The sequence below is a fragment of the Thiospirillum jenense genome, assembly GCF_014145225.1.
In the GTDB taxonomy this organism is placed as follows: Bacteria; Pseudomonadota; Gammaproteobacteria; order Chromatiales; family Chromatiaceae; genus Thiospirillum; species Thiospirillum jenense.
Window position 1 is genome coordinate 20,635 of record NZ_JABVCQ010000018.1, and the last position, 12,527, is coordinate 33,161.

Consider the following 12,527-nt stretch of genomic DNA (forward strand, 5'->3'; position numbering starts at 1 on the left):
GCTCATTGCGTTTTTATTCCACCAACCGCCGCCACACGGTCGCTTGTTTACTCGCTTTATCAATCCGTTCTAAACCCCGCTCGTGCGCGGTTAATTCAGTTTCATTCGCAAACACAATGCGCAACGGCGGGCGATCTTTAACCGATAACGCCGTCACCGTATTCGTGGTTGTTGTCGCGTTATTTGACGCGGGCGTGGCGTCTAAATATAAACTGACCTGCCCGCCGGTCATTAATAAATATAATTCCGCTAATAACCGCGCATCTAATAACGCACCATGCCCCTGTTGTTGGCGGGCGTCGCGTAAATCATTCGCAATGCTGTAGCGTTTGCACAGCGCATCTAATGTATTTTGCTGACCAGGATGCCGCCCGCGGGCTAATATGAGCGTATCAATAATGGTGTGCTGACTTTCTAATTGCGTAGTTGACGACCGCCAGCGGCGCAATTCACTATTCAAAAATCCCAAATCAAAAGCGGCGTTGTGAATAATGAGCGGGGAATCTTGCAGATAATTTAATAACTCAGCGGCCACGTCAGCAAAGCGCGGTTTATCCGCCAAGAATTGATTGGTTAAATGATGCACCTTGACGGCATCGTCATCTATTTTACGGTCAGGTTGAAGGTAGCAATGAAAAGTGTTACCAGTCAATTCACGATTGACCAATTCGACAATGCCAATTTCAATTAAACGATGCCCAGCGGCGACGTCTAACCCGGTGGTTTCGGTGTCTAATACTAATTGACGCATTGTTTAATTAACGGTACGGGTGATGCGCGGCGCTCAATTCACTCAAGCCCCGCCGCGTGGTGAATTACCACTGTTGATAACTCAGTCCCGGAATGGTGGCGGGCGTCAAATGCGCGGGCAAATGCAGAATAAACTCGTCTAATTCAACGCGATTGACTACCCGCCCATAAGATGCCTTTTCCGCATCCATTGGCAATTCAATATAAAACTGCTGCTGCTCGGGTTGCGGGAGAATTTGCAAGACATGATCGGCAGCGTCCATTAATCCCAAATAATCATCTGCCGATTGCAGGCGATCTAATAATTGATCGCGGATGTCTTTGGCGCTCATTTCAACGGTATTGACTGATGAAATGTGGTCGCTAGAGCGGTGAATTGTATAGAAGACGCGGTAATAATTAGCCATGCTGTTTTGCAAAGTACGCCGAAACGCACCTTGTCACCTCGTGAGAGTTGATTTAATGCGCACCATCAATAAACCGGTCGCGTGCCGCTTTGGCGCGAGTGAAAATGTCCAATAAATGTTCACCATCACCATTGCGAATGGTCGCCGCTAATTCGGTCATTTCGTGACTAAAACACGCCAACATGTCGCTGAGGGCGTGGCGATTTGCCAAGCAAATGTCACGCCACATGACGGGATTGCTCGATGCAATGCGGGTAAAATCACGAAACCCGCCCGCCGCGTAGCGAAACACCTCGGCGTTATTTTGCATCTGCGCCAGCAAATCCACCAAACCAAACGCCAGCATGTGCGGCAGGTGACTGGTCGCGGCCAGCACCTCGTCGTGATGCGCGACCGACATCACGCTCACCTCCGCCCCCGCCGCCTGCCACAGTGCCGTCACCCGCGCCAACGCCTGCGCATCCGTCTCCGCCAGCGGTGTCAAGATCACGCGGCGGTTGCGGAATAATTCGGGAAAGGATGCCGCGACGCCGCTGCGTTCGGTGCCGGCAATCGGATGGCCGGGGACGAAATTGGGCGGGACGTGACCGAATACCGCCTGCGCATCTGCGACCACGCTGCCCTTGACACTGCCGCCGTCGGTGATAACGGTCTCGGGACGCAGTACGTCCTTGATTTGACTGAAAATCTCGCGCATCGCCCCGAGCGGTGAGGCGATAAACACCAGATCGGCATCGCGCACCGCCGTCGCCGGGTCGTGCGTGTACGCATCAATCACGCCCAATTCCCGCGCCAGCAGCAGGTTGTCCAGTGACCGCCCGCAGCCGATGATGTCCTGCACCTGATCGGCCGCCCGCAGCGCACGGGCGAGTGACCCGCCGATCAAGCCCACGCCGATCACCGCCAGCCGCGCAATCATCGCCGCAATACCGTTGCCAATGCGTCGAGCAGGCGATCATTTTCGCCGCGTAACCCGAGCGTGATGCGCAGGTGATTGGGCAGCCCGTAGTTGGCGATGGGGCGGCAAATGATGCCGGCGTGGAGTAATGCGTGATCCACCGGCGCGGCGGGTTGCCCGAGGTTGACCGTGACAAAGTTGCCGACCGACGGGATGAATTCCAAGCCTAGCCGCCGCAGTTGGGTCGTAACGTGCAACATCTCGGCGTCATTGTGCGCAATTGAGCGTTCAACGTGTTCGGTGTCACACAGCGCCCCAATCGCCGCCGCCTGCGCTGGCGCGTTGACGTTGAACGGTTGGCGGACGCGGTTGAGCAACTCGGCGACCTCGGGATGGCTGACGCCATAGCCGATGCGCAGCGCCGCCAGTCCGTGAACTTTGGCGAAGGTGCGGGTGACGATCAGGTTGGGAAACTCGGCTAACCATTTGATGCAGTTGGGATAATGCGGCTCGCTGACGTATTCGGCATACGCCTCGTCCACCACGCACACGCAACTCGGCGGCAGTTGTTTGATGAAATCCCGCAGCGCCGTCGCGGTCAGCCAAGTGCCGGTCGGGTTATTCGGGTTGGCGATCCACACCACGCGGGTTTGCTCCGTGACCAGCGCCAACATCGCGTCCAAATCGTGACCAAAATCGCGGGCGGGGGCGACGCGCAACGCCGCACCGACCGCTTGCGTGGCAATGGGATAAACGGCGAAGGTGTATTGCGCGGCGACCGCTTCTTGTCCGGGGTAAAGAAAGCTGCGGGCAATTAAATCTAATACATCATTCGAGCCATTGCCGAGCGTAATCATGCCCGCATCAATGCCGTGATGTTTCGCAATTGCTTGGCGTAATTCAAATCCGCCGCCGTCGGGATAACGCCCCAATTCACTGCCGGCTTCGATATAAGCGGCGCGGGCGCACAAGCCGGGGCCGAGTGGGTTTTCATTCGAGGCAAGTTTAATAATGCCGTGCAATCCCAATTCGCGTTCTAATTCAGAAATCGGTTTGCCGGGTAAATACGGGTTTAATTGGGCAATGTGCGGCGCAGCACAAGACAACACGGGATGCGTTGGCACAGTCATAATACAGCCTCGGGATAAGACCCTAGAATTTTGAATAAATTGGCCGCCGCTTTTAATTGTTCAAGCGCGGCGGCAATGGGTGGATCGGTGCGATGACCGCTTAAATCAACAAAGAACACATAATCCCAAATCCCCTGCCGCGAGGGGCGTGATTCAATGCGCGTCATGCTGATTTGTTGTTCAGCAAAGGGCGTTAATAACCGATACAATCCGCCCGCTTCATTGCGGCAGGATAATAATAAACTGGTTTTATCCCGCCCGCTGGCTGGCGCATCTTCTTTACCGATAATTAAAAAGCGCGTGGTATTGCCGGGATCATCTTCAATCCGATTGGCGAGAATGCGCAGGCAATACAATTCCGCCGCCGCTTCACCGGCAATCGCGGCGCAGTCGGTGGATTCGGTGGCACGGCGGGCGGCTTCGGCGTTGCTGCCGACGGGGATGCGCTCGGCGTTGGGCAAATGGCGATCCAACCAAGCGCGGCATTGGGCGAACGATTGTTGGTGGGAAAAAATGCGTTTAATTGCCGTGACGACGCCCGCTTGGCTCATCAGGTGCTGGTGGATGCGCAGCGTGACTTCGCCGACGATGCGCAGTGGTGACTGCAAAAACATGTCGAGCGTGTGATTAATCACGCCTTCGGTCGAATTTTCCACCGGCACCACGCCGAATTGGCACGAACCGGCCTCAACTTCGCGGAAAATGTCGCCAATGGTGCCAAACGGCAGCGTGTGAACCGAGTGGCCAAAATGTTTCAGCGCCGCCGCCTGCGTGAACGTGCCTTCGGGACCCAAGTAGCCGACCGCCAGCGGTTTCTCCAGCGCCAGACACGCCGACATGATCTCCCGAAACAGCCGCGCTACCTCTTCGCCATCCAACGGGCCGGGGTTATCGGCTTTGATCCGCCGCAAAATCTCCGCCTCGCGCTCGGGGCGGTAGTAATGACTGCCGGGCACGGTATCGGCTTTGATCTCCGCCACCGTTTGCGCACAGCGGGCGCGTTCTGATAACAGCGCGAGCAGTTGGCTATCAATCGCATCAATGCGTTGGCGGATGTCGGCGAGGCGAGTGGCGGCGTCCATTGCTTGATTTACCCGTTGGTGCTGGCGCGGTGGGTGCAGCCCAAATCGCGCACCGATAACACGCCGTCAATCGCGCTGAGTTGCGCCAATGTGTCAGGTGATGGCGGCTGGTCACTGTCAATCAGGGTGACGGCCAGATCGCCCCGCGAGCGGTTGAGCATGTCGAGAATGTTCAATTTTGCCGCCGCCAAACAGGTCGAAATCTGCCCGAGCATATTTGGCACGTTACTGTTGACCACTGCCAGCCGCGTCCCGCCGTTGCGTGGCAGGTGAATATCGGGAAAATTCACCGAGTTATGCACACTGCCGTCCTCCAAATACGCCCGCACCTGATCGGCGACCATCACCGCGCAATTTTCCTCCGCCTCATGCGTGGATGCGCCCAGATGCGGCAGCGTGACGACTCGCGGGTGATCTTTCAACAAATTGCTTGGAAAATCACAGATATACGCATACAACTTGCCGCTGTTTAACGCCTCAACAGCGGCGTGATCGTCAATAATGCCGGCGCGGGAAAAATTCAGCAGCACCGCGCCGTCGCGCATCACCCGCAGCCGCTCGGCGTGGATCATGTGCCGTGTCTGCTCGGTCAGCGGGACGTGAAAACTGATGAAATCGGAGCGCGTCACCAGATCATCCACCGACAGCGCGGCTTCGACCTGCGACTCCAACTGCCACGCGCTGCGCACCGTGATGCTCGGGTCATAACCAATTACCCGCATCCCCAGCGCCCGCGCCGCGTTCGCAACTAACACGCCAATCGCGCCCAACCCGATCACGCCGAGCGTCCGCCCGGGTAATTCAAACCCGACAAATTGCTTTTTACCCGCCTCAACTGCTTGATTTAACGCCGCATCATCGCCGGTCAAATTGCGGGCAAACTGCCAACTTTGCGCAATGTTACGCGCCGCCAGCAACATACCCGCCAGCACTAACTCCTTGACGGCATTGGCATTTGCGCCCGGGGTATTGAACACCGCGATGCCTTTCGCACTCAGCGCGTCCACTGGGATATTATTCACCCCGGCACCCGCCCGCCCCACCGCTTTGAGTGACGGCGGGATCGGCAGCTCGTGCAACTTGGCCGAACGCACCAAAATTGCGTCAGGATGCGCCAATTCGGAGGCGATTTCGTACCGTTCACGCGGCAGACGATTCAAGCCGGTGACTGAGATATTATTTAAGGTTTGGATTTTGAACATAACAGGATTACTGTGTGACAGTGCGGATCAAACGGCAATGGAAATCGGCGTCCGTGCCACTGAGCGTCAACGCAGCGGCGGCGGCAACGCGACTGATCGGGCTGAATTTATACCATCAGTCGCCCCGGGCGGTAGTCAATTCGCACCGCGCCCGCCACCCGCACGGGCAGTGTCCGTCACTCAACACTTGATTTTACCGCTAATATCGCGCTATCTTGCTAATTCAGGCGATTGCACGACAGCGCCCGTTGTCGGTTTTTCAATTCAGCCCGATCCGCAGCAATTGATTCTCAATGGAGAGGTGTCCGAGCGGCTTAAGGAGCACGCCTGGAAAGTGTGTATAGGTTAATCGCCTATCGAGGGTTCGAATCCCTCCCTCTCCGCCAATTCCAATCACGCCAAACTTCATTGCAAACTGCCACTGACAACCATTATTAAATTGTGTTGTGAGATACGCATCCTTTCAATCATAATGAATACGTCCCCTGTGTTATTCGGGATTGTCGGTTATGTCGCTCCAATCTAACTTGATTAGCGCCAGCGCGTTATTATGCTTATTAATAACCAGCAGCGAAGCGCCGGCTGAATTGTATCGCTGGGTTGATGAAACCGGCAGAGTACAATACTCTGACCGCATACCCCCAACCGCGATAGATAAAGCGCATGTTGAATTATCTAATGAAGGCGCTGTTATTCGCACCATTGATCCGGTCAAATCTGCCGAAGAAGTACGGCGGGAACAGGAATTACAACGCCTGCGTGACGAGCGCGCAGAATTATTAGAACGGCAACGCGCCGCTGACCGCTTATTATTGCGCACCTACCGTTCGGTCGATGATTTAATGATGATGCGCGACGGCAAATTAGCCGCGATTGATGTGATGATTCAATCCACCAAAGGCAATATCCGCCGGCAACAAAACCGATTAAACCGCTTGCAGGCGGATGCAGCCAATTTGGAGCGCGTGGGCAAACCGGTTCATCCCGCGTTAATTCGTGATGTCACTGCCACCGAAAACGGCATTGAAGATGATTTGGGCGCTATTCTACGCCACGAACGTGCAAAACAAGATATTTATGAAAAGTTTGCGGCCGAATTGGAACGCTTCCGGCGATTAAAAGATATTCAAGCCACACCGCAAGAAGTTGCCCAAGAAGCACAGCCGATGCAGCTAGATAATCTCATTGTTTGCACCACTCCCGCTGAATGTGATCAATTATGGCGTCAGGCAGTGAGCTATGTGGAAACTCATGCCACCATGCCCGTTGAAAGTAGCAGTGATAAAGTGATGTTAACCCTGCCGCCCACCTCCGATGAAGACATTAGTTTAATCGTGTCGCGTATTCGAGATAAAACCGGCGGCGGGACAACGATCTTTCTTGATTTGCAATGCGCAAGCTATACGGCAACCGTCTCTTCATGCCGGACCCCGGCGCGAGTTGTGGTGTTAAAAGGCTTTCGTAGTGCTTTAAACAACGCACCATAAGGTGCGTATTGATATTGCGCTATCTAATCAACTAAAGATCGTTTAACATTCAATTAATCAACCAGCTATTTTACTGCACAATTGTATTACATTTGCTGCGTAAGTCACGCAATTTTACCCGAGGTCATCGTTGATTTCAATTAATAAAAGTCCAAATATAAACACCACCGCCATTGTCAATTAATCCTTACGTCATTCCCCCAACCATTCATTCTCAAAGGCACGCCGTGTGAATAACGAATCATCACCCGATCAGCCGGTGCCAGCAGCGCCAATTGACTCCCAAAATGACATCAATACCGGACAACGCGAAGTAGAGATTCGCGCTGATGCGTTTGCCGTTGGGCGATTATCCCAGGCCTTTGAAACCAGCGCCCGCCGTTGGGAACTCATTGCCTATCCGTCACTCTTTGCGTTTATTATCCTCGCCGCCTACGGGTTTTATCTCGTATTCAGTCTCGCCAAAGATGTGCATTACCTTGCCATTAGCGTTGATTCAAATATGACCATTCTGGCCAGTAATATGCAGGCCATGTCTGATAACATGACGCAAATCAGCGTCAATGTGCGTAATATGTCAGTCGGAGTTGATTCAATGGCGCGAGATGTGCGCACCCTAGAACCCATGCAAGCCAGTATTGAAAATATGGGGCGCTCTATGCAATTAATGACCTATACCACAGCGAATATGCGCGATGATCTGGGTAATATGAGTAACAGCATCAGTCGTCCAATGAATACGATGAACTCATTTATACCCTGGTAATGAACACCGAACGCAATTGCTGCATGTTATTTAATCAATTAAGACACCTACGCACCAGCATTTTAGTCATGTCGGCATGGTTATAGCGTGGTTGTTGACATGATTTTTTTAATTCGTTTTATACTCCCTATTTTATTTGTTTGTTGTCTGTTCACTGCACCAGTGAACGCAATAGACAGCGGGCGGTTTTCGTCATCAGTCCCGGCGTCTACCATCACTCATGCGCAAGCGTGGACACCGCTATCTGCACGGTTAATTATTGAATTTTATGCCACCTATAGCCCCTCGCAGCCACTTTGGCACGAAGTGCAGGCGCGAGCATTATTAAACCTAGCGATTGCCAGTCAAGATGAAGGATTTAATCCAGATGATTTTCATGCCACAGCGATTGCACAATTACTATTATCAGGCACTTTCAATCGCTTTGTGATTCCAGAGCGTATTGATGCCGATTTATTACTGAGTGATGCTCTGGTGCGCTATATTCACCATCACCGTTATGGCAAATATGATCCAAAAATCATTAGAAGTTGTTTAGCAGTACGCGACGCAGCTAATGCCGAATTAATAAAAGCCGACATGGCCGCCAGTCTATTTGCACCGGACTTATCTAGCTGGTTATCAACGCATTTACCCCGCCCTTTTTTTTATACACAATTAGTCGAAGTTTATCAGCGCTATCGTTTAGCTATTGCCAATGGATTCGGCGCACCAATTCCAAATAGCACAGCGTTAGCACTAGGACAACATGATGCACGATTACCCGCAATTCGCGCCCGTCTTGCCTTATTAGATGGTGAGCCATTACCATCTCATACTAACGCTCAAGTGTATGATGACAGTCTCATTAAAAGAATTAAACAATTTCAACGGCGCTCGGGATTAACAGCAGATGGCATTATTGGAGCGCGTACATTAGCAGCACTCAACGTATCATTGCCAAAAATATTAACAAAAATAGCGGCCAACTTGGAACGGATGCGCTGGCTTTATAATGACCTGTCCAGTGATTTTTTATTTGTTGATATTGCACAATTTCAATTGCACCTAGTGCAAAATAACCAGACGGTTTGGACAACTGCAGTTGTTGTTGGCGCGACCGACAGCCCAACCCCTATGTTGCGCGATGATCTGGAACATGTTGTTTTTAATCCAACATGGATAGTGCCGCCTTCAATTCAACGCACGATGCAAACAGTCAATCAAAAACAATATCAGGTATTTGATCGGCGCACCGGACAACGTGTTAATCAACGTCATGTATCGAATACCGAGCGCTATCGGGTAGTGCAGGTACCGGGAGATAAAAATGCGCTAGGACGAGTCAAGTTTATATTCCCGAATCATTTAGCGGTTTATTTGCATGATACCCCCGCAAAGCATCTATTCAAAAAAACACGACGCGACTTTAGTCACGGTTGTGTGCGGGTTGAGCAGCCATTAGAATTGGCACGGCGAGTTTTACAGTCTCATTCAGGTTGGAATACAACGCACATTACTGAGGTATTAGAACGCGGGCGCACCCGTCATGTGCAATTACCCCAACATCTGCCAGTGGTTTTGTATTATTTAACCGTATTTGCCAATACACATAGGCATCTCAGTTTTCGTCCGGATATCTATCAGCAAGATGCTGCGTTAATTGCGCAGTTAGCACAGTCTGCCGCCCCGCCGCGATTGATATTCGCACCATCACCAACTGACGTTCAATCATTGCCGCAATCAGCACCAATTCAAGAACTAGAAGAGAGTATTTGATCATTATGGTGCAGTGCTTGATAGGATCAATCGGGTGTATCCAGCTGAATAGAAGACATAAAATTTGCCTAAAATCCTATTGTGAAATGCACTACAGAATCGTTAAGACAGTTAGATAAATCCACACACAACCCTAACATCTAATAAAGTAAACTAATATAAAATGATTGTTGAATTGCTACTCTCTTTGTGTCATTCCCGCATATGCTGGAATCCAGCAGCGCCATATTCTGGTTTCCCGTTATCGTGTGAGTGAGGATTTTATTTGTTGCAGTATTAGAATCAAACTATCTTGAATTGACTATATCAAGCGCTGCTGAACAATTTGTAAAGTTCATGGAAAATGTACAACTAAATAAGCAATTTGATACAAGCAGAAACTGAATTATGAACAAACATGCTTACTATCTTAAAAAATGCTATGATTCGCCGTTACCGAACATGACGTGGCTAATAAATTGCACCTCTTTGTTACAAGAGGTTTTAAGCTCTGTGTGTCTCAATAATAATTGGCTTACTGGGATTTCCGTTACTATAATGTCGTGTGTTGCATTCATAACCTGTATTTGGAATTGATACTATGCTTAAGTCTGACGACACGCTATTTTCTATGCCAATTCTCGTTGTTGATGATGAACCAACTAATACCCGTTTGCTTGATAAAATTCTGACTAAAGCAGGCTACCAATTTGTCATTGTAACTAATGATCCACGCCAAACACTCACCTTATTTGATGCGCATCGCCCCGGGGTCATTTTATTAGACCTCAATATGCCGTATTTAGACGGTTTTGCGGTGTTGGAACAATTGCGTACTCATACACCCAATACCATGCCGCCAGTCGTGGTATTAACGGCGCAAAGTGATCAAACATCTCGCCTGCGCGCATTGCAAGGTGGAGCGCGGGATTTTGTGACTAAACCATTTGATCGTGCTGAATTATTAGTCCGCATTCAAAACATGCTGGCAATACAATTAGCCGAACAACAGCGCTTACGGTTTTATGCCCATTTTGATTCTGTCACGGGGCTACCAAATCGCACCTATACCATGCAATTATTGCAACAGACATTTGGTAATGCGTTAGATGACACACAATCAACGACCATTTTGTTATTAGCTTTACAGCAATTTAAGCGCATTAATCAAAGTTTTGGCTATGAAGCAGGCGATGATTTATTACGGTTATTAAAAGATCGGTTGCAACAATTGCTAATTGGTCAACGCACTGTGCTGGGGCGCGTTGAAGGCGCCCGGTTTTTAATTGTATTACCCGGGTTAGGCAAAGACAGCGCGGTCTTAGCAGACTTTATTGAAAACCTCATAGCCCGCCTGCATTCACCAATTGAACTCAATGGAGTTGAAATTCGCCCCGCCCTACATATTGGTGCTGCCGTCTATCCAGAAGATGCCACGAATACAGCGGATTTACTTGCCCGCGCCGAAGCTGCTTTAGCACAAGCACAACAACAAACTGATTTGCCCTATGCGTTTTGCGATCCCGGCACGGATGCGCGGGTGCGGGAACAATTGGAATTTGAAGCGGAATTACATCGGGCATTAGAACGCGAAGAGTTTTTTTTAGTCTATCAACCACAATTCGATCTGGCGACAGGACGTATTCGCGGTGTCGAAGCATTATTGCGTTGGCGTCATCCAATTCGTGGCATTGTTTCCCCCGCGCAATTCATTCCCGTACTGGAACAAACCGGGTTAATTTTACAAGTCGGGGAATGGCTATTGCAGGCTGCTTTAATGCAAGCACGGCAATGGCAACAAGCTGGTTTCCCGCCCCTATGTATGGCAGTCAATCTATCGCCCCGACAATTTCAAGGCAATAATTTATTAACGCAAATTGAAACTGCACTATCAACCAGCGGTGTAAAAACTGACCAAATTGAATTAGAAGTCACGGAAAGTTTATTAGTAGAAGATTTTCCCGGCACCCTGCAACTACTACAAACATTGGAGCAAATGGGAATTAAAATCGCGTTAGATGATTTTGGTACCGGCTATAGTGCGTTGACTTATCTTCATGCTTTCCCGTTTCATGTTATAAAAATTGATCGTTCATTTGTGAGTACCATTGGTCATTCACCTAAATCAGAAGCCCTCTTACAAGGGATTGTACAGTTGGGTAAAAGTTTGCAATTAGAAATCATTGCTGAAGGAATTGAAACTGAGGCACAGCGTCAGCACCTGCTCGGTCTTAATTGTGATACGGGGCAAGGATTCGGATTGTGTCGCCCTAAATTACCCCATGAATTAGAGGCTTTATTAAAAACAGGTTATCTCTAATTAATATTTGAATTTAACCCAGTGCAATGTTGTCGTGTTGCGACGCTGTTTGAGCATTGTGGTGTAATATTTAATTAGATGTTTGATTTCGATTCAGTTGCATCATGTGATGCGCTATAATAGGAGGACGTTCACTGTTAAGACGCGAGCGCGTATTCAGATAGTGAATTGTCGCAGTTGGATGCTGCGTCTGTTTTTTTTTAATAAACGGCTCTAATGGCAACTCGAGGGTGTATTGCACTAATAAACACCGATAAACATTTACCAATACTTGATCGCGAAAACTTTTAGGTGGTGTAATTTTCTCTAGTTCACGCTGGTAATAGCGAATGCGCTCAATTGCGGGTAAATTGAACGAATCACAATAGTCAAAATAATCAGTATTTGTATTCATAAAATTGTACTCCAATACGAAATTAAATTGAGGGATCACAGTTGAATGCTTTAGTTCTAATCCATTTGAATGTAACGAAAAATTTTACATATTTGTCAAGCGGTTTCGCTACTTGTATTAGATTAACGATGTGATAGCTGCTTAGATTAGTGATTAGTGCCGAGAAAACAATTACCCTAAGGGGCAAGCCGACGGATTTTTCACCACATAGCCAATAGCAACGGCATGATTTCCGCTTCTGTTGACGATGTATTATAGCCATTACTCACTGAAAGTATCAGTTCTTGGTGGATTACAATGTGAAATTAAACAAAATCAGTATGAATTGCTAGTGTTTATGCAATAGCAACCATA

Annotated in this window: 11 protein-coding genes and 1 tRNA gene; 5 read left to right on the forward strand and 7 right to left on the reverse strand. The window is 49.5% G+C overall.

Annotation, left to right across the window (positions count from 1 at the left end; genetic code table 11):
• Nucleotides 1-13: 13 nt before the first annotated feature.
• From dnaQ to HUK38_RS09200, 6 genes are all read right to left on the reverse strand, one after another.
• Complete coding sequence (gene dnaQ / locus HUK38_RS09175) at nt 14-751, reverse strand: DNA polymerase III subunit epsilon (RefSeq protein WP_182584035.1); 738 nt, start codon at nt 749-751, stop codon at nt 14-16.
• A 64-nt stretch (nt 752-815) separates the two neighbouring features.
• Nucleotides 816-1,157, reverse strand: a complete 342-nt coding sequence (locus tag HUK38_RS09180; RefSeq protein ID WP_182584036.1) for a hypothetical protein — start codon at nt 1,155-1,157, stop codon at nt 816-818.
• Nucleotides 1,158-1,209: 52 nt separating this feature from the next.
• Entirely contained in the window at nt 1,210-2,076 is an 867-nt protein-coding gene (locus tag HUK38_RS09185) for a prephenate dehydrogenase (protein WP_182584037.1), read from the reverse strand.
• Nucleotides 2,073-3,185: a histidinol-phosphate transaminase gene (gene hisC, locus HUK38_RS09190; RefSeq protein ID WP_182584038.1), complete on the reverse strand. Its 1,113-nt coding sequence runs from the start codon at nt 3,183-3,185 to the stop codon at nt 2,073-2,075. Before hisC ends, HUK38_RS09185 begins: the two co-directional genes overlap by 4 nt.
• Entirely contained in the window at nt 3,182-4,267 is a 1,086-nt protein-coding gene (gene pheA / locus HUK38_RS09195) for a prephenate dehydratase (protein ID WP_182584039.1), read from the reverse strand. Before pheA ends, hisC begins: the two co-directional genes overlap by 4 nt.
• 8 nt (nt 4,268-4,275) lie before the next feature.
• Nucleotides 4,276-5,469, reverse strand: a complete 1,194-nt coding sequence (locus tag HUK38_RS09200; RefSeq protein ID WP_182584040.1) for a phosphoglycerate dehydrogenase — start codon at nt 5,467-5,469, stop codon at nt 4,276-4,278.
• Between the two features lie 295 nt (nt 5,470-5,764).
• Here HUK38_RS09200 and HUK38_RS09205 point away from each other — a divergent pair.
• The 5 genes from HUK38_RS09205 (at nt 5,765) to HUK38_RS09225 (ending at nt 11,779) form a co-directional block, all read left to right on the forward strand.
• Nucleotides 5,765-5,855, forward strand: a tRNA-Ser gene (locus tag HUK38_RS09205).
• Nucleotides 5,856-5,978: 123 nt separating this feature from the next.
• The gene (locus HUK38_RS09210; protein WP_182584041.1) at nt 5,979-6,956 is read left to right on the forward strand and encodes a DUF4124 domain-containing protein; all 978 of its coding nucleotides are present in this window, start codon (nt 5,979-5,981) and stop codon (nt 6,954-6,956) included.
• Nucleotides 6,957-7,248: 292 nt separating this feature from the next.
• Nucleotides 7,249-7,722, forward strand: coding sequence for a hypothetical protein (locus tag HUK38_RS09215; protein WP_182584075.1), 474 nt, complete (start codon nt 7,249-7,251; stop codon nt 7,720-7,722).
• A 99-nt stretch (nt 7,723-7,821) separates the two neighbouring features.
• Nucleotides 7,822-9,480 carry a L,D-transpeptidase family protein gene (locus HUK38_RS09220; protein WP_182584042.1) on the forward strand — a complete coding sequence of 553 codons (1,659 nt, stop codon included), beginning with the start codon at nt 7,822-7,824 and terminating at the stop codon, nt 9,478-9,480.
• A 580-nt stretch (nt 9,481-10,060) separates the two neighbouring features.
• Nucleotides 10,061-11,779, forward strand: coding sequence for a GGDEF/EAL domain-containing response regulator (locus HUK38_RS09225; RefSeq protein ID WP_182584043.1), 1,719 nt, complete (start codon nt 10,061-10,063; stop codon nt 11,777-11,779).
• Between the two features lie 70 nt (nt 11,780-11,849).
• Here HUK38_RS09225 and HUK38_RS09230 read toward each other — a convergent pair whose 3' ends face one another.
• On the reverse strand, nt 11,850-12,173 hold the full coding sequence (locus HUK38_RS09230; protein WP_182584044.1) for a hypothetical protein: 324 nt from the start codon (nt 12,171-12,173) through the stop codon (nt 11,850-11,852).
• Between the last annotated feature and the right edge of the window lie 354 nt (nt 12,174-12,527).